The 17,756-nt window shown below is 64.8% G+C and carries 13 protein-coding genes; 11 read left to right on the top strand and 2 right to left on the bottom strand.

What is annotated here, in order from left to right; translation table 11 throughout:
• From BMY71_RS12585 to lpxB, 9 genes are all read left to right on the top strand, one after another.
• Complete coding sequence (locus tag BMY71_RS12585) at positions 1-849, top strand: phosphatidate cytidylyltransferase (protein WP_011503257.1); 849 nt, start codon at positions 1-3, stop codon at positions 847-849.
• 4 nt (positions 850-853) lie between these two features.
• Positions 854-2,077, top strand: coding sequence for a 1-deoxy-D-xylulose-5-phosphate reductoisomerase (gene dxr, locus BMY71_RS12580; protein ID WP_092684106.1), 1,224 nt, complete (start codon positions 854-856; stop codon positions 2,075-2,077).
• Positions 2,078-2,121: 44 nt separating this feature from the next.
• Positions 2,122-3,273: an RIP metalloprotease RseP gene (rseP, locus tag BMY71_RS12575; protein ID WP_011503255.1), complete on the top strand. Its 1,152-nt coding sequence runs from the start codon at positions 2,122-2,124 to the stop codon at positions 3,271-3,273.
• 168 nt (positions 3,274-3,441) lie between these two features.
• Entirely contained in the window at positions 3,442-5,994 is a 2,553-nt protein-coding gene (gene bamA, locus BMY71_RS12570; protein ID WP_092684104.1) for an outer membrane protein assembly factor BamA, read from the top strand.
• Between the two features lie 28 nt (positions 5,995-6,022).
• The gene (lpxD, locus tag BMY71_RS12565; protein ID WP_092684102.1) at positions 6,023-7,096 is read left to right on the top strand and encodes a UDP-3-O-(3-hydroxymyristoyl)glucosamine N-acyltransferase; all 1,074 of its coding nucleotides are present in this window, start codon (positions 6,023-6,025) and stop codon (positions 7,094-7,096) included.
• Positions 7,096-7,551 (top strand): 3-hydroxyacyl-ACP dehydratase FabZ, encoded by a 456-nt coding sequence (gene fabZ, locus BMY71_RS12560; protein ID WP_092684100.1) that lies wholly within the window; start codon positions 7,096-7,098, stop codon positions 7,549-7,551. The genes lpxD and fabZ overlap by 1 nt, the downstream gene beginning before the upstream one ends.
• Positions 7,552-7,561: 10 nt before the next feature.
• Entirely contained in the window at positions 7,562-8,401 is an 840-nt protein-coding gene (lpxA, locus tag BMY71_RS12555) for an acyl-ACP--UDP-N-acetylglucosamine O-acyltransferase (RefSeq protein WP_092684098.1), read from the top strand.
• An 18-nt stretch (positions 8,402-8,419) separates the two neighbouring features.
• Entirely contained in the window at positions 8,420-9,277 is an 858-nt protein-coding gene (locus BMY71_RS12550) for an LpxI family protein (RefSeq protein WP_092684097.1), read from the top strand.
• Entirely contained in the window at positions 9,274-10,455 is a 1,182-nt protein-coding gene (gene lpxB, locus BMY71_RS12545; RefSeq protein ID WP_092684095.1) for a lipid-A-disaccharide synthase, read from the top strand. Before BMY71_RS12550 ends, lpxB begins: the two co-directional genes overlap by 4 nt.
• 111 nt (positions 10,456-10,566) lie before the next feature.
• Here the strand turns inward: lpxB and gltA are convergent, their stop codons facing one another.
• Positions 10,567-11,871, bottom strand: coding sequence for a citrate synthase (gene gltA, locus BMY71_RS12540; protein WP_092684093.1), 1,305 nt, complete (start codon positions 11,869-11,871; stop codon positions 10,567-10,569).
• 150 nt (positions 11,872-12,021) lie between these two features.
• On the bottom strand, positions 12,022-13,443 hold the full coding sequence (gene gltX / locus BMY71_RS12535; RefSeq protein WP_092684091.1) for a glutamate--tRNA ligase: 1,422 nt from the start codon (positions 13,441-13,443) through the stop codon (positions 12,022-12,024).
• A gap of 252 nt (positions 13,444-13,695) precedes the next feature.
• On the opposite strand from gltX, the gene BMY71_RS12530 reads away from it, so the two are divergent.
• Entirely contained in the window at positions 13,696-15,381 is a 1,686-nt protein-coding gene (locus BMY71_RS12530) for a glutamine--tRNA ligase/YqeY domain fusion protein (RefSeq protein WP_011503246.1), read from the top strand.
• A 75-nt stretch (positions 15,382-15,456) separates the two neighbouring features.
• The gene (locus BMY71_RS12525) at positions 15,457-17,751 is read left to right on the top strand and encodes a ComEC/Rec2 family competence protein (protein WP_092684089.1); all 2,295 of its coding nucleotides are present in this window, start codon (positions 15,457-15,459) and stop codon (positions 17,749-17,751) included.
• Positions 17,752-17,756 lie beyond the last annotated feature (5 nt).

The raw sequence follows: 17,756 nt of genomic DNA, 5'->3' as shown, positions 1-17,756 counted from the left end.
GTGAGCCAGGACAAGGCGGCGCCAGCGCCGGTAGCCGAGCAGGGCTCCCGGAATTTCTTGCTGCGAGTCGCCGCAGCACTCGTTCTGGCGCCGACGGCGATCGCGATCGCTTATGTCGGCGGCTGGGCCTGGGCCGCGCTCGGCACCGCCGTCGCGATCGGTCTGTTCCTGGAATGGCTGTCGATTGTCGGCGCGGCGCGGGACTTCCGCGTGCTGGTGATCGGCTGCCTGACGCTGCTGGTTTGCGGAATCGGGCTGATGTTCGACAAGACCGGGCCGGCAATGCTGGCGGCCGCGCTCGGCGTCGGCGGGCTTGCGGTGCTCGGCGATCAGCCGCGGCGCTGGACCACCTCCGGGCTCGGCTACGCAGCGACGGCGCTGATCGCCTCCATTCTGATCAGGCTCGACCCTGAGTACGGATTTACCGCGCTTGTGCTGGTTCTGCTGATTGTCTGGGGCTCCGATATCGGCGGCTATTTTGCCGGCCGCAGTATCGGCGGCCCGAAACTCTGGCCCCGTGTGAGCCCGAAAAAGACCTGGGCCGGCGCGATCGGCGGGCTGGTCCTGAGCCTGCTGGTGGGGCTCGGATTCGCGCTGGCCGGATTTGGAAAAGTGCTTCCGCTGCTGATGCTTGCGGCAGTTCTTTCAACGGTTTCGCAACTTGGCGACCTGTTCGAATCGGCGGTGAAACGCCGGTTCGGCGTGAAGGATTCCAGCCACATCATCCCCGGCCATGGCGGCTTGCTCGACCGGCTCGACGGTTATGTCGCGGCCGTTGCGCTTGCCGTCCTGATCGGGCTGACGCGTGGATCGCTGGATGGTATTGGTCGCGGTCTTATGGTGTGGTGATCCGATGAGTGCAGTCCCTTTGAAGAATGACGGCGCCGCCCATGCTGGCGTGCGCACCATCAGCGTTCTCGGCGCCACCGGCTCGATCGGCGACAGCACGATGGACCTGCTGCGCGCTGCGCCCGAGAAGTATCGGGTCGAGTCGCTGACCGGCAACGCGAATGTCGCCGGCCTTGCAAAGCTGGCGAAGGAGTTCAGCGCCAAATTCGTCGCGGTGGCCGATCCGGCCCGGCTCGGCGAATTGCGCGCCGCGCTGGCCGGCACCGAGATCGCCTGCGGGGCTGGCGAGAGCGCGGTCATCGAGGCAGCTTCGCGGCCGGCCGATTGGGTGATGGCGGCGATCAGCGGCGCGGCCGGTCTCAAACCTGCCTTGGCAGCGGTCGACCGTGGCGCCACCGTCGCGCTGGCCAACAAGGAGTGTCTGGTCTGCGCCGGCGACTTCTTCATGAGCCGGGCGGTCGCGGCGGGCGCGCGGATCCTGCCGGCCGATTCCGAGCACAACGCGCTGTTCCAGGCGCTGGCCTCGGGCAACCGCCACGAACTCACCCGCGTCATCATCACTGCCTCCGGCGGGCCGTTCCGGACCTGGGCCGCCGCTGATATCGAACAGGCGACGCTGGCGCAGGCGCTCAAGCATCCGAACTGGAGCATGGGCCAGAAGATCACGATCGACTCGGCCTCGATGATGAATAAGGGCCTCGAGGTGATCGAGGCGTCGTATCTGTTCGCGCTGTCGCCCGATGAGATCGACGTGCTGGTGCACCCGCAGTCGATCGTTCATGGCCTGGTCGAGTTTGCGGATCATTCCGTGGTGGCGCAACTCGGCGCGCCGGACATGCGGATCCCGATCGCGCATTGTCTGGGCTGGCCGGACCGGATCGCCGGCCGCGCGGCCAGACTCGACCTTGCCAAGATCGGCCAGCTCACCTTCGAGGCGCCGGACTTCGTCCGTTTCCCGGGGCTGCGGCTGGCTTACGATGCGCTTCGGACCGGCAACGGAGCCACCACGGTCTACAATGCGGCGAACGAGATGGCGGTCGCGGCCTTCATCGCCCAGAAAATCCGGTTTGGAGCAATCGCCCGGCTGGTCGAGGACACTCTCAACGGGTGGGTCCGGGCCGGCAATCTGGCGCCGCTCAGCAGCGCCGACGACGCCATCGCCGTTGACCATAACGCGCGAAAAATGGCTGCCACCCTATTGCCTCAAATTGCCGCAAAGGCATCCTAGAGGTTTGGGGAACAGGGCCGTCGGTTCTGCTTGAGAGGAATGGGATGGCCGATATTTTTATGAATGGGTTCAGCACGTTGAGCCACGGAATCGTGGGTTACGTGGTGCCCTTTTTGTTCGTTCTGACGATCGTCGTGTTCTTCCATGAGCTCGGCCATTTTCTGGTGGCGCGCTGGAACGGCGTGAAGGTGCTGACGTTTTCGCTCGGCTTCGGTCCGGAGATCGCGGGCTTCAACGACCGTCACGGCACGCGCTGGAAGCTCTCGGCGATTCCGCTCGGCGGCTACGTTAAATTCTTCGGCGATGACAGCGAGGCCAGTACGCCGTCGAACGATTCTCTGTCGAAAATGAGCGCGGACGAGCGCTCGGTCAGCTTCCATCACAAGGGCGTCGGTCCGCGTGCGGCGATCGTCGTCGCCGGGCCGCTGGCCAATTTCATCCTTGCAATCGTGCTGTTCACCTTCCTGTTCGCGGTGTTCGGCGTGCCGAGCACCTCGGCTCGGGTCGATGCCATCCAGCCGGGCAGCGCCGCGGAGGCGGGCGGCTTCCAGGCCGGCGACGTGATTCTGGCGATCGACGGCAGCCCGATTCACAGCTTTCTCGACATGCAGCGCAAGGTCGGCGGCGACGCCGGCCGGGAGATGAAATTCACGGTCCAGCGCGGCAGCTCGACCATCGATCTGAAGGCGACGCCGGAGCTGCGCGAGATCAAGGACCGGTTCGGCAACGTCCAGCGCCTCGGCATCCTCGGCATCAGCCGCTCCACGACCGCAAACGAGGCCACGACCGAGCGGGTCAACCCGGCCGTCGCGGTCTGGATGGGAATCAAGGAGACCTGGTTCGTCGTCGACCGGACCTTCTCCTATATCGGCGGCCTGTTCGCCGGCCGCGAGGCGGCCGACCAACTCGGCGGTCCGTTGCGAATCGCCCAGATCTCTGGACAGGTCGCGACCATCGGCTTTACGCCGCTGCTCCATCTGGCTGCGGTGCTGTCGATCTCGATCGGTCTTCTCAACCTGTTTCCGGTTCCGTTGCTCGATGGCGGCCACCTGATGTTCTATGCGATCGAGGCCGTTCGCGGACGTCCGTTGTCCGAGCGGGCTCAGGAAATGGGCTTCCGGATCGGGCTGGGATTGGTGCTGATGTTGATGGTTTTCGCGACCTACAACGACATTCTTCACCTGGCGTCGTCGTAACGCGGGACCCGATCGTGGCCGATGGGCAACGTGTTGGAATGAAAATGAAATCGCAGTGCGAAAGGACGTTTGCCCCGTTGGCAAAATTGTCTACAAGCAAGGCAAGTTGGGGATTCTGCCGGCGCGGGGGCTGCGCGTCGGCAATGGAATGACAAGGGCGCGTTGCGCATGAATGCTGGAATGCGAGTGTTGCGGGGGGGAGTTCTTGCCGCCCTGGTGTTTTTCGCCGTACCGGTTGCCACGACGGCGACCGCTGTATTGACGGCGTCGCCTGCGGCCGCGCAGTCTGCTTCCTCGATTCAGGTCGAGGGCAACCGCCGGGTCGAAGCCGATACCATTCGCTCCTACTTCAAGCCGGGCCCCAGTGGCCGGCTCGACCAGGGCAGCATCGACGATGGCCTCAAGGCGCTGATCGAGACCGGCCTGTTCCAGGACGTCCGGATCAATCAGGGCGGCGGTGGCCGTCTGGTTGTCAGCGTGGTCGAGAATCCGGTGATCGGCCGGCTCGCGTTCGAGGGCAACAAGAAGATCAAGGACGAGCAGCTTTCGGCTGAAATCCAGTCGAAGCCGCGGGGCACGCTGTCGCGTCCGATGGTCCAGTCCGATGCGCTGCGCATCGCCGAAATCTACCGCCGGTCGGGCCGTTACGACGTTCGCGTCGACCCGCAGATCATCGAGCAGCCGAACAATCGTATCGACCTCGTGTTCGTGGTCGACGAGGGCGCCAAGACGGGCGTGAAGTCGATCGAGTTCATCGGAAATCAAGCGTATTCGTCCTACCGGCTGAAGGACGTCATCAAGACCCGCGAATCCAACCTGCTGAGCTTCCTCGGCTCGGGCGACGTCTACGATCCGGACCGGGTCGAGGCCGACCGCGACCTCATTCGCCGCTTCTATCTGAAGAACGGCTATGCCGACGTGCAGGTGGTCGCCGCGCTGACCGAATACGATCCGGGTCGCAAGGGCTTCCTGGTGACCTTCAAGATCGAGGAAGGTCAGCAGTATCGCGTTTCTTCGGTGACGTTCGACTCGGCCATTCCGAACTTCGACGCCAATTCGCTGCGGAGCTATTCGCGCGTGAGTGTCGGCTCGCTGTACAACGCCGAGGCGCTCGAAAAGTCCGTCGAGGAAATGCAGATCGAGATGTCGCGTCGCGGTTATGCTTTCGCGACGGTGCGGCCGCGTGGCGACCGTAATTTCGAGTCCCATACAGTTTCGATCGCGTTTTCGATCGAAGAGGGGCCGCGGGTCTATATCGAGCGCATCAATCTGCTGGGTAACACCCGGACCCGCGACTACGTCATTCGGCGTGAGTTCGACCTGTCCGAAGGCGATGCCTACAACCGCGCTCTAGTCGATCGTGCCGAGCGACGGCTTAAGAACCTCGACTTCTTCAAATCGGTGAAGATCACCACCGAGCCCGGCTCGTCGAGCGACCGCGTGATCCTGGTGGTCAACCTCGAAGAGAAATCGACCGGCGACTTCTCGGTGTCGGGCGGCTATTCGACCAGCGACGGTGCGCTGGGCGAAGTCAGCGTCTCGGAGCGCAACTTCCTCGGCCGCGGCCTGTTCGCCAAGGCGACCGTGCAATACGGCCAGTATGCCCGTGGCTATTCGCTGTCGTTCGTCGAGCCCTATCTGCTCGACTATCGCGTCGCGCTCGGTCTCGACCTGTATCAGCGGGAACAGCTGGCCAACCGTTACATCTCGTACGGCACCAAGACGCTCGGCATCAGCCCGCGGCTCGGCTTCGCCCTGCGTGAGGACCTGTCGCTGCAGTTGCGCTATTCGCTGTATCGGCAGGAGATCACGCTGCCGGGCTACCTGAACAATTGTAACAACAATCAGTTCCTCGCCGATGGGACTGCGAATCCGCTTTACAATCCGACGCCCCAGTACATGAACTTCATCGCGAACAATCCGAACGGGAATCCCGGGTTGGGCTGTTTGGCTGACGGCGAAGCCTCGTTGCCGGTCCGCATCGGCCTCTCCAACGCCGCGTACTGGACCTCGTCGATCGGCTATACGCTGACCTACAATACGCTCGACAACACCCGGAACCCGACCAACGGTTTGCTGGTCGACTTCCGTCAGGATTTCGCGGGCCTCGGTGGCGACGTGAAGTTCATCAAGTCGGCGTTCGACGCGAAGTACTACACCCCGCTGGTTTCGGAAGTGGTCGGCATCATCCGCCTGCAGGCCGGCAACCTCAGCAGCTATGGCGACAACCAGCTCCGGATGCTCGATCACTTCCAGATGGGTCCGAACCTGGTCCGCGGCTTCGCGCCGAACGGCATTGGTCCGCGCGACATCGGCCAGTACGCCTTCTACGGCTATGGCGGCGACGCGCTGGGCGGCACCAATTATTGGGGCGCATCGGTCGAAATGCAGATGCCGTTCTGGTTCCTGCCGAAGGAAGTCGGGCTCAAGGGCGCCGTCTATGCCGACGCCGGTTCGCTGTTCGACTACAAGGGCCCGACGTCGTGGACGCTCACCAACGAAGTCAACGGGGCGGGCTGTTCGAGGGCGACCGAGACATCGATCGGTTCGTGCGCCGGCTTGAACTACGACGACACCAATCTGGTCCGCACCTCGGTCGGTGTCGGCCTGATCTGGGCCTCGCCGTTCGGTCCGCTGCGGTTCGACTATGCTATCCCGATCACCAAGGGTAAGTACGACCGCGTCCAGGAATTCAAATTCGGCGGCGGGACGACGTTCTAAGTCCCGCGGTCGGGACTGCGAACGCAGGATGACCTCGACTTTGTTCTTCAAACCGCGTCCTTCGTCCACGCTGGCTGAAATCGCCGCGTTGACGAAGGCAGAGCTGATCGACCCTTCACAGGGCGACCGCGTCATCACCGGCATCGCCTCGCTCGACGAGGCGGGGCCGATGCATCTCGGATTTTTCGAGAACCTCAATTACGTTGCGGAACTTGAGCAGACCTGCGCTGGTGCCTGCCTGGTGACGCAGCGGCATGAGGGCCGCGTGCCGTCACATGTGGCCGTGCTGCGGGTGAAAAGCCCGGTCCGCGCTTTCGTCACCTATGCGCGGCACATCCACGAAGATGCGATGCGGCCGATGTCGGGCTTCGGCAGCGCCGGCATCGCTCCGTCGGCGGTGATTCATCCCACGGCCCATCTCGAGGACGGCGTGATCGTCGATCCGCTGGCTGTAATTGGTCCAGAGGTCGAAATCGGCGCGGGCAGTGTGATCGGCGCGGGCAGCGTGATCGCGAGCGGTGTCAAGATCGGTCGCGACTGCAATGTCGGCGCCAACACCACGATCCAGTTCGCGCTGATCGGCAACAACGTTCTGATTCACCCCGGCTGTCACATCGGGCAAGACGGGTTCCGCTTCATCTTCGCCCAAACCCATCAGAAGGTGCCGCAGGTCGGCCGGGTGATCATCCAGAACGACGTCGAGATCGGCTCCGGCACCACGGTCGATCGGGGCGGCCTGCGCGATACGGTGATCGGCGAGGGCACCAAGATCGACAATCAGGTCCAGGTCGGCCACAACGTAACAATTGGTCGACATTGCGTGATCGCGGCGCAATGCGGCCTTGCCGGCAGCCTGACGCTGGGCGACAACGTGGCGCTGGGCGCCAAGGTCGGCGTCAACAATCACGTTACGATCGGCGATGGCGCGCAGATCACCGCGATGAGCGCGGTCAAGGACAGTGTGCCGGCTGGCGAGCGCTGGGGCGGGTTCTTCGCGAAGCCGACCAAGCAGTGGTTCCGGGAGATCATTGCGGTCGAGCGTCTGCTGCGGAGCGGTGCAGCGCCGAAGTCCGACGACGGAAAAAATGGGGAACGGGGCTGATGGAATCGCCGATACGTTTCGAGAATGTAGATATCAACACCATCCTGAAGACCCTCCCGCACCGCTTTCCGTTTCTGCTGATCGATCGCGTCAGAAACATCCGCGAGGACTACAGCGGCATTGGCGTCAAGAACGTCACATTCAACGAGCCAGCGTTTCAGGGACACTTCCCGGATCGGCCGGTATTTCCCGGCGTGCTGATGATCGAGGGGATGGCTCAAACCGCTGGCGTGATCGGAATCATGTCGGTCTCCGGCACCGAGAAGCCGCGCGCGGTGTATTTCCTGACCATCGACAAATGCAAGTTTCGCAAGCCGGTGCTGCCGGGCGATACCGTCGAGTATCACATGACGAGTATCGGCCGCCGCAAGACGATGTGGTGGTTCCACGGCGACGCTCTCGTCGACGGAAAGACCGTTGCGGAAGCCGACGTCGGCGCGATGCTGACGGATTGATCGCCATTTCATGAGCAGTATCGACCCAACCGCGCGAATTGAAGACGGCGCCGTGATCGGCGACGACGTGTCGATCGGGCCGTATTGCGTGATTGGTTCGAACGTCAGCATCGGTGCGGGGTCGAGGCTGGTCGGCCATGTCAGCGTGACCGGTCACACCACGATCGGCGACAATTGTACGATCCACCCGTTCGCGTCGCTGGGCGGCGCGCCGCAGTCGACGGGATACAAAGGCGAGCCGACGAAGCTCCTAATCGGCAGCGCCTGCGTGATCCGCGAGAACGTGACGATGAATACAGGCACGGTCGGCGGCGGCGGGGTGACCCGGGTCGGCGACCGCGGCTTCTTCATGGCGGCGAGTCATGTCGGTCACGACTGCATCGTCGGTGACGACGTGATCTTCGCCAACATGGCGACGCTCGGCGGTCATTGCGAGATCGGCGACTACACCTTTATCGGCGGCATGACGGTGCTGCAGCAATTCACCCGGGTCGGTCCCCAGGTGATGATCGGCGGTATGAGCGGGCTGCGCGACGATGTCATTCCCTACGCCCTCGCCAGCGGCATCTATGCGCGGCTCTCCGGGTTGAATATCGTCGGGATGCGCCGGCGTAAATTCACCAGGGAGCGGCTGTCCGTTGTTCGCTCGTTCTTCAGCGATCTGTTCTACAGCCCGGGGCTGTTCGTCGAACGGCTTGAGCGGGTGCGTCCGCGCGCGTCCGAAGACCCGGCCATCGCCGAGATCATCGCCTTCATCGACGACGGCCAGAGCCGCAAGCGTCGCCGCCCCCTGTGCATGGCGGCCGACGGCGCGCGCAGCAGCGACGACCACGATCACGACGACGCCTAGACCAGCAGCGGACGCGCCATGACGGCTCCCGGCCTGCAGATCGGTTCGCCCGTCGGCGTCATCGCCGGCGGCGGCGTATTGCCGTTCGCCATCGCGGACTCGATGCAGGCGAGGCAGATCACGCCGCTGCTGATCGGGCTGCGCGGCTTCTGCGATCCGAGCGGGATTGCGCGCTTTCGCCACCACTGGATCTCGATCGGCCAGTACGGCCGTTTGAAGCGGCTGTTGCGGGCCGAGCATTGCCGCGACGTGATGTTCATCGGCTCCGTGGTGCGGCCGTCGCTGGCGTCGGTTCGGCTCGACTGGGGCGCGGTGCGAGTTCTGCCGAGCGTGATGGCCGCGTATCGCGGCGGCGACGATCATCTGCTCACCAGCATCGGCCGGATCTTCGAGGGCGAAGGCTTTCGCCTGCACGGCGTCAAGGACGTCGCGCCGGAGCTGCTGATGCCACGGGGCGAACTCACCCGGGCTGCTCCCGATGAGGGACATCTCGCCGACATCGCCAAGGGCATCGCGGTGCTGGCGGCGCTCAGCCCGTTCGATATCGGGCAGGGCGTGATCGTGATCGACGGCCATGTCGTGGCGGTCGAGGATATCGGCGGCACCGATGCGCTGCTCGCCAATCTGGCGCGGCTGCGGGCGCAGGGCGCCATCCACGCGAAACCCGGTCGCGGCGTCCTGGTGAAGTCGCCCAAGAGCGGCCAGGACCTCCGCTTTGACCTGCCGACGCTCGGCCCGCGCACCGTCGAAGGCGTCGCGGCCGCAGGGCTCGCCGGCATCGCGGTTGCAGCCGGCAACACGCTGGTCGCCGAACCGCAGGAGACGATCAAAGCCGCAGACGCGGCTGGCCTGTTCGTCACAGGTGTGCCGGCATGATGGCTGCGCGTTCGAGCCCAGGCGCGCAGCACAGGCTGTTTCTGATCGCCACCGAGGAATCCGGCGATCGCCTTGGTGCGGCGCTCATGAAGGAGCTGCAGCAGCGGCTCGGCGTCTCCGTTCGGTTCGAAGGCGTCGGCGGCCGGGCGATGGCGGAGCAGGGGCTGGTCTCGCTGTTTCCGATCGAGGAGCTGTCGATCATGGGAATCTCCGCCGTGGTGCGACGGCTGCCCTCGATCCTCCGCCGGATCCGCAGCACCGCCGAGGCGGTGCATCGCGCCCGGCCCGACATGCTGATCATCATCGACAGTCCCGACTTTACCCATCGAGTCGCCAAGCGGGTGCGGGTGCGTGACCCGTCGATCGCGATCGTCAACTACGTATCTCCGACGGTCTGGGCATGGCGGCCGGGCCGGGCGCGCGCGATGCGGCCCTATGTCGATCACGTGCTGGCGCTGTTGCCGTTCGAGCCGCAGGAATATCGCAGGCTGCGCGGTCCGCCCTGCACCTATGTCGGCCATCCGCTGACCGAGCAGATCGACAGTCTGCGTCCGAGCCCGGCCGAGCAGGCCCGGCGCGATTCCGATCCGCCGGTGCTGGTGGTGCTGCCTGGCAGCCGGCGCAGCGAGATCTTCCATCAGATGGCGGTGTTCGGCGAGACGCTGGGGCGGCTTCAGGCGGAGCAGGGCAATCTCGAACTGATCCTGCCGACGGTTCCGCATCTGCGCGACGCGGTCGAGGCCGGGGTGCGTGACTGGCCGGTGCAGCCGACCATCGTGGTCGGCGATGCCGAGAAAAAGGCCGCGTTCCGGATCGCGCGGGCGGCGTTCGCAAAATCCGGCACGGTGACGCTCGAACTGGCGTTGGCGCATGTGCCGATGGTGGCGGTCTACAAGGCCGGGGCGATGGAGGCGTGGATCGGCAAGCGGGTGATCCGCTCGGCCTCGGTGATCCTCGCCAATCTCGTCGTCGGCGAAAACGTCATCCCGGAGTTCATCCAGGAAGACTGCGTGCCCGACAAGTTGGTCCCGGCATTGCGGGAGGTGCTGGCCGACTCGCCGATGCGGACGCGCCAGCTCGAAGGCTTCACCCGGATCGACGAGATCATGTCGACCGGCGCGCAAACGCCGAGCGCCTGCGCGGCGGATGTCGTGCTGGCGGTGCTGCGCAAGGCGTGACGCCGGCGGGCGGGCAGGGCCACGCTCTCCGCCCTGTTCAGGACTCTCCAAAGCAAAACGGCGAACCGCGGGGCGGTTCGCCGTTTTTTGTCGAGCTACGGTCGAAGCGGATCAGCCGCGCTTGTCGATCGCGACATATTGGCGGCTCGGCGAGCCGGTGAAGAGCTGGCGCGGACGGCCGATCTTCTGCTGCGGATCCTCGATCATCTCGCTCCACTGGCTGATCCAGCCGACGGTGCGCGCCACCGCGAACAACACGGTGAACATGTCGGTCGGGAAGCCCATCGCCTTCAGGGTGATGCCCGAATAGAAGTCGACGTTGGGATACAGCTTGCGGTCGATGAAGTACTGGTCGCTGAGCGCGATCTTCTCGAGCTCCATCGCCACCTTCAACAGCGGGTCGCCGTGATGGCCGGTCTCGGCCAGCACTTCATGGCAGGTCTGCTGCATGATCTTGCCGCGCGGATCGTAGTTCTTGTAGACGCGGTGGCCGAAGCCCATCAGCCGCACCGTGGAGTTCTTGTCCTTCACGCGCGCGATGAAGTCGGGAATGTTCTCGACCGAGCCGATTTCCTTCAGCATCGCCAGCGCAGCCTCGTTGGCCCCGCCATGCGCCGGACCCCACAGACAGGCGATGCCGGCAGCGATGCAGGCGAACGGGTTGGCGCCGGAGGAGCCCGCGATGCGGACCGTCGAGGTCGAGGCGTTCTGCTCGTGATCGGCGTGCAGCGTGAAGATCTTGTCGAGAGCTTGCGCCAGCACCGGATTGACCTTGTACTCCTCGCAAGGTGTGGCGAAGCACATGTGCAGAAAATTGCCGGCAAAGGTCAGCGAGTTCTTCGGGTACATGAACGGCTGGCCGACCGAGTATTTGTAGGCCATCGCCGCCAGCGTCGGGATCTTGGCGATCATCCGGATCGAGGCGATCATCCGCTGGGTCGGATCGTTGATGTCGGTAGAGTCGTGATAGAACGCGGCCAGCGCGCCGACCGACGCGACCATCACCGCCATCGGATGCGCGTCGCGGCGGAAGCCCTGGAAGAATCGGGCCATCTGCTCGTGCACCATGTTGTGGCGCGTGACCCGGTAGTCGAAATCTTCCTTCTGCGCCTTGGTCGGCAGTTCGCCGTACAGCAGAAGATAGCAGGTCTCGAGGAAGTCGCCCTGCTGGGCGAGTTGCTCGATCGGATAGCCGCGATATTCGAGAACGCCGGCATCGCCGTCGATATAGGTGATCTTGGACTGGCAGCTCGCCGTCGACGTGAAACCAGGGTCGTAAGTGAACAACCCCGCCTGGGCGTAAAGCTTGCCGATGTCGACGACATCGGGGCCCACCGTTCCGGTCAGAATGGGAAGATCGTAAGCGTTGTTTCCAACCGTAAGCGTTGCTGACTTGTTGTTTGTCGTTGCGTCCATCGTGTGGTCCCCGATGTTCGTTGTCGAAACCAGCGGCGGCGCACCGAAGATGCGAGCGAGACTGGTTGGCCTAAAAGCGCACGCGGAATGGGTAGCTTATTGCTGTGTGCACCGCAAGACGGCGCATCTCTGTGCCAATCCCGGGGCGCGCTACGCGGCCTGATCGGCGAGGCGGGACAGGCATTCCTCCCGCCCCAAAACCGCCAGAACGTCGAATATTCCGGGTGACGTGGTCCGCCCGGTGAGCGCAACGCGCAGCGGTTGCGCCACCGCGCCGAGCTTCAGCCCGGTCTGTTCGGCAAAAGTCCGCATTGCCGCCTCGGTATTCGCCGCGGTCCATGGCGAGACATCCTCCAGCGCCGCACGCAGACGTCCGATCAGAGCGCGTGTTTCCGGCGTCAGAACCGTCTGGCCCTTGGTGTCGACAGCGAGCGGGCGGTCGGCGAAGATGAAGCCGGCATTGTCGAGCAGTTCGAGCAGCGTCTTGGCGCGTTCTTTCAGCCCCGGCATCGCCTGCAAGAGCTGGGCGCGGGTGGTATCAGTGAGGCGGGCGGCGATCGCCGGCCCCTGCGGGACATAGTGCAGCAGATCCTCCAGCAGGGTCACGAGAGATTGATCGTCGGTCTGACGGATGTAGTGGCCGTTGAGGCTTTCCAGCTTGGCGAAATCGAACCGCGCCGCCGAGCGTCCGATTGCGGACAGATCGAACGCATCGATCATTTCCTGCGTGGTAAAAAGCTCCTGATCGCCATGGCTCCAGCCCAGCCTGACCAGGTAGTTGCGCAGCGCCGCCGGCAGGTAACCCATTGCGCGATAGGCGTCGACGCCGAGCGCGCCGTGGCGCTTCGAGAGCTTCGATCCGTCCGGGCCGTGGATCAGCGGGATGTGCGCCATCACCGGCAGCTCCCAACCCATCGCGTCGTAGATTTGTTTCTGCCGCGCAGCGTTGATCAGATGGTCGTCGCCGCGAATGATATGGGTGACGTCCATGTCGTGGTCGTCGACCACCACCGCGAGCATGTATGTCGGCGTGCCGTCGCCGCGCAGCAGCACCAGATCGTCGAGGTTTTCGTTCTGCCAGACCACGCGGCCCTGGACCTGATCCTCGATTACGGTCTCGCCGGTGAGCGGCGCGCGAAGCCGGATCGTCGGCTTGAGGTCCGCTGGCGCATCGGACGGATCGCGATCGCGCCAGCTGCCGTCGTACAGCTTCGAGCGGCCCTCGGCGCGGGCCTTGTCCCGCATCGCCGTCAGTTCCTCGGCGGTCGCATAGCAGCGATAAGCCTTGCCCTCGGCCAGCAATTGCTCGGCGACCTCGCGGTGCCGCGCGGCGCGCGCGAACTGGTAGACGGTGTCGCCATCCCATTCGATCCCGAGCCATTTCAGCCCGTCGAGGATGGCGTCGATTGCCGGCTGGGTCGAGCGCTGGCGATCGGTATCTTCGATTCGCAGCAACATCTTGCCGCCGTGCTTGCGCGCGTACAGCCAGTTGAAAAGGGCGGTGCGGCCGCCTCCGATATGGAGGAAACCGGTGGGCGAGGGCGCGAAGCGGGTGACGACAGGTCGGGTCATTCGGAGCTGGGTTTGCAAGCGGGCCGGAGCGGCGCGGAGGGTGTATAGCAGGATCGGCGCATAACTAAAGTGGTCCGCGCATCCTTCGGGGGTTGGCGCGGGGCCTCGGATTTGGCAGATACCGCTTCGGGTTCCGACCAGAGCTCGGGTTCTGATAGAACCGGAGCTTCAGGTTCAATTTTCGACGCGTTTTCTTCACGCGAGCCGGCATCCACTTCGCTCGAAAACGCTTCCAGGCAGAAAGATGGATTCATGACGACGGCAGACGCAGCGACTGGCGAGGCAGGGCGCGACTTCATTCGCGATATTGTCCAGGCCGATCTCGAGGCCGGCAAGCACCGCGAGGTCGTGACGCGGTTCCCGCCCGAGCCGAACGGCTATCTGCATATCGGCCATGCCAAGTCGATCGCTCTGAATTTCGGCATCGCCCAGGAATTCGGTGGCCGCTGCAACCTGCGCTTCGACGACACCAACCCGACCAAGGAAGAGCAGGAATACATCGATTCGATTCAGGCCGATGTGCGCTGGCTGGGCTTCGACTGGGGCAGGAATGTATTCTACGCCTCGGACTATTTCGAGCGGCTGTATGAATGGGCCGAACTGCTGATCCGCAACGGCGACGCCTATGTCGACGACCAGTCGCAGGAGGAAATTCGAACGAGCCGCGGCACGCTGACCGAGCCGGGACGCAACAGCCCGTTCCGCGACCGCTCGGTGGAGGACAATCTCGACCTGTTCCGCCGCATGAAGGCCGGTGAATTCCCGAACGGCGCAAGGGTGCTGCGCGCCAAGATCGACATGGCGTCGGGCAACATCAATCTGCGCGATCCGGTGCTGTACCGGATCCTGCACGCGCATCATCCGCGCACCGGGGACGCTTGGTCGATCTATCCGAGCTACGATTATGCGCACGGCCAGTCGGACGCGATCGAAGGGGTGACCCATTCGATCTGCACGCTGGAATTCGAGGATCACCGGCCGCTCTACGAATGGCTGCTGTCGAAGCTGCCGGTGCCGTCGCAGCCGAAGCAATACGAATTCGCACGGCTCAACATCACCTATACGCTGCTGTCGAAGCGGGTGCTGACGGAGCTCGTCCGCGGAGGTCATGTCAGCGGATGGGACGACCCGCGGATGCCGACGATCGCCGGCCTCAAGCGCCGCGGCGTGCCGCCGGCGGCGATCCGTGAATTCGTGAAGCGGATCGGCGTCGCCAAGGCCAACAGTGTGGTCGACGTCGGAATGCTGGAATTCTGCATCCGCGAGGAGCTCAACCGCACGTCGCAGCGCCGGATGGCAGTGCTGCGGCCGCTGAAGGTGGTGATCGAAAACTATCCGGAAGGCCAGACCGAGGAACTCGAGGCGATCAACCATCCGGACGATCCCTCCGCCGGCACCCGCAAGATCACGTTCGGCCGCGAGCTGTATATCGAGCAGGACGACTTCATGGAGACGCCGCCGAAGAAGTTCTTCCGGCTGTTTCCCGGCAACGAAGTACGGTTGCGCTACGCGTACTTCATCAAGTGCCGCGAGGTGGTGAAGAACGACAAGGGCGAGATCGTCGAGCTGCGCTGCAGCTATGATCCCGAGACCCGTGGCGGAAACGCGCCGGATGGCCGCAAGGTCAAGGCGACGATGCACTGGCTGCCGGCGGCCCAATCGGTGCCGGCTGAGATTCGCGTTTATAATCAGCTGTTCGCCAATCCGGCGCCGAGCGCGGCTAATTTCGTAGCCGACCTCAATCCGCAATCGCTTGAAGTGCTGACCAACGCGCGGATCGAACTGTCGGTGGCGGCGAGCAATTCCGCGGAACCGATCCAATTCGAACGTCAGGGCTATTTCGTCCGCGACGCGGATTCCACCGCCGACAAACCCGTGTTCAATCGCACCATCGGACTGCGCGATACCTTCGCCAAGGAAGTCAGCGGCAAGAGCTGACGCTACGCGTCGGCTGTTGCCGGCGATCCCGATCTGCGCCACTCTGGGCGTCGCGCCTCATCAGGAGCGAGCGCCGTGGAGCGGGGCGATCGAGCCAGAGTACCAACCAAGGCACGGACTTGGCCGACGCGCGCCGCGACCCGGGTCGGCGCGCTCGCGTCGTTGGGGGCTTTCTGGGGAGCTTCGTTCTGGCCGGCGCTGTCGGACAGGCTACGCGCATGGGTTCGCGCCGAAGCTGGGCCGGGCCGGCTATTGCCCTTCGTGCCGGTGGCGTTCGGCGCCGGGATCGCGCTGTACTTCGCCGCGGCGCATGAGCCGGTGGCCTGGGTTGTTTGCCTTGCGGCTGGCACTTTCAGCGTCGCCGCCTTTCTGCTGCGCCGGAATCGTGCGTTTCCGCTTGCGCTGCTGATCGCGGCCTTCGCCGCGGGCTTTGCCACCGTTTCGCTGAAGGCGCAGCGGATCGCGCATCCGGTGCTGGCGAAACCGGTGCCGGCGGCGACCCTGAAAGGCTTCGTCGAGACCCGCGAGGAGCGCGAGCGCACTGATCGTTTCGTGCTGCGCGTCACCGAGATGGAGACCGCGGGCCGCGCGCCGACGCTGGAGCGTGTCCGGCTGTCGGTGCGCAAGGGCACAGCGCCGGCAGTCGGCAGCTTCGTGTCGCTGAAGGCGCGGCTGCAGCCGCCGCTGTCGCCGTTGCGGCCAGGCTCCTATGATTTCGGCCGCGATCTGTATTTTCAAGGCATCGCCGCGTCGGGCTTCGCGTTGGGCGCGATCACTGCGCTCGATCCGCCCGGCGACGGCGGTTGGCGGCTGCGCTACACAGCGATCATGCAGGGGCTGCGCGACGCGATCGACGCGCGGATCCGGATGTCGCTCGGCGGCGATCAGCGTGCGATCGCGACCGCGCTGCTGACCGGGCGGCGGGACGCGATCTCGACGCCGGTCAATGATGCGATGTTCGTCTCGGGCCTCGGCCATGTGCTGTCGATCTCCGGTTATCACATGGCGGTCGTCGCCGGCGTGGTGTTCTTCGCGGTCCGCGCGCTGCTGGCGCTGATCCCGGCGCTGACGGTGATTTTTCCGATCAAGAAAGTCGCGGCCGCGGCCGCGCTCGCCGCCGCGGCGTTCTACTTGTTGCTGTCCGGCGCCGAGGTCGCGACGCAACGATCGTTTCTGATGACGGCCGTGGTGCTGATCGCAGTGATGGTCGATCGCCGCGCCATCACTTTTCGAACGCTGGCGATTGCGGCGCTGGTGGTGTTGCTGATCGCGCCGGAAGCGCTGGTGCATCCGAGCTTTCAGATGTCGTTCGCCGCAACGCTCGGGCTGGTCGCGCTGGTGCAGATTGGAATGCCGGCGTTGTTCGCCACGCCGGATAGTTCGACGACCGCGCGCGCCGCGCTGTGGGGCGGGCGCGAGATCATGATGCTGGCGCTCGCTTCACTGGTCGCAGGCCTCGCGACCACGCCTTACGCGGCGTTTCACTTCCACCGCGTCACGCCCTATGGCGTGATTTCCAATCTGCTGGCGATGCCGGTGGTGTCGGTGATGGTGATGCCCGCGGGTCTGCTCGGGCTCGCCGCGATGCCGTTCGGATTGGACGGCGTGTTCTGGCGGATCATGGAAGTCGGCATCGACTGGATGATGATCGTCGCCTTGTGGGTCGCGACGTTGCCGGGGGCGATCGGCAAGATTGCCGCTTTCGGCAGCGGGCCGCTGCTGCTGGCCTCGCTCGGCATCATCCTGCTCGGCTTGTTGCGCACGCCGCTGCGCTATGGCGGACTCATCATAATGATGGTCGCGACCGGCTGGGCGCTGCTGACGCCGCAGCCGGACATCCTGATTGCCGGTGACGGTCGGCAGGTCGCGCTGCGCGGGGCGGATGGCCGGCTGCGGGTGATGCAGAGCGGTGCTGATCACTTCAGGCTGAAGGAATGGCTTGCGGCCGATGCGGATTCGCGCGCGGCCGATGCGGCCTCGCTGCGCGAGGGCGTATCCTGCGACGCCGATGGCTGCGTCGCGGCGCTCGCCGATGGCGCCCTGGTGGCGCTGTCGTTCCGGGCGGACGGTGTCGCGGACGATTGCGCGCGGGCGACGCTGGTGATCGCGCTGGCGCAGCCGCCGCCGGATTGCGCCGCGCGTCTGATCAGCGCCGAGTTGCTCAAGGACAGCGGCGCGCTGGCGCTGTGGCGAAACCGGGGCGGTGATGGCGGATTTGTGATCGAGGCGGCGCGGCCGAAACGGCTCGACCGGCCGTGGTCGCCCGCGCCCGCCGAGGCGTCGGCCAACGATCCGTCGCAGCCCCGCACGCCGCGTCCCGCATTGGTCGACGCCACGCCGGCGCCGCAGGACCAGGACGCCGACGACTGACGACA

Source organism: Rhodopseudomonas pseudopalustris, from assembly GCF_900110435.1.
Lineage (GTDB): Bacteria > Pseudomonadota > Alphaproteobacteria > Rhizobiales > Xanthobacteraceae > Rhodopseudomonas > Rhodopseudomonas pseudopalustris.
Note: the sequence above shows the minus strand (reverse complement) of the source record. Positions and strands in the feature narration are given on the sequence as shown.

Bases quoted from the DNA above. Each gene is read 5' to 3' on its own strand.
- dxr (WP_092684106.1), top strand. From the start codon at position 854: ATGAGTGCAGTCCCTTTGAAGAATGACGGCGCCGCCCATGCTGGCGTG.
- rseP (WP_011503255.1), top strand. From the start codon at position 2,122: ATGGCCGATATTTTTATGAATGGGTTCAGCACGTTGAGCCACGGAATC.
- bamA (WP_092684104.1), top strand. From the start codon at position 3,442: ATGAATGCTGGAATGCGAGTGTTGCGGGGGGGAGTTCTTGCCGCCCTG.
- lpxD (WP_092684102.1), top strand. From the start codon at position 6,023: ATGACCTCGACTTTGTTCTTCAAACCGCGTCCTTCGTCCACGCTGGCT.
- fabZ (WP_092684100.1), top strand. From the start codon at position 7,096: ATGGAATCGCCGATACGTTTCGAGAATGTAGATATCAACACCATCCTG.
- lpxA (WP_092684098.1), top strand. From the start codon at position 7,562: ATGAGCAGTATCGACCCAACCGCGCGAATTGAAGACGGCGCCGTGATC.
- BMY71_RS12550 (WP_092684097.1), top strand. From the start codon at position 8,420: ATGACGGCTCCCGGCCTGCAGATCGGTTCGCCCGTCGGCGTCATCGCC.
- lpxB (WP_092684095.1), top strand. From the start codon at position 9,274: ATGATGGCTGCGCGTTCGAGCCCAGGCGCGCAGCACAGGCTGTTTCTG.
- gltA (WP_092684093.1), bottom strand. From the start codon at position 11,871: ATGGACGCAACGACAAACAACAAGTCAGCAACGCTTACGGTTGGAAAC.
- gltX (WP_092684091.1), bottom strand. From the start codon at position 13,443: ATGACCCGACCTGTCGTCACCCGCTTCGCGCCCTCGCCCACCGGTTTC.
- BMY71_RS12530 (WP_011503246.1), top strand. From the start codon at position 13,696: ATGACGACGGCAGACGCAGCGACTGGCGAGGCAGGGCGCGACTTCATT.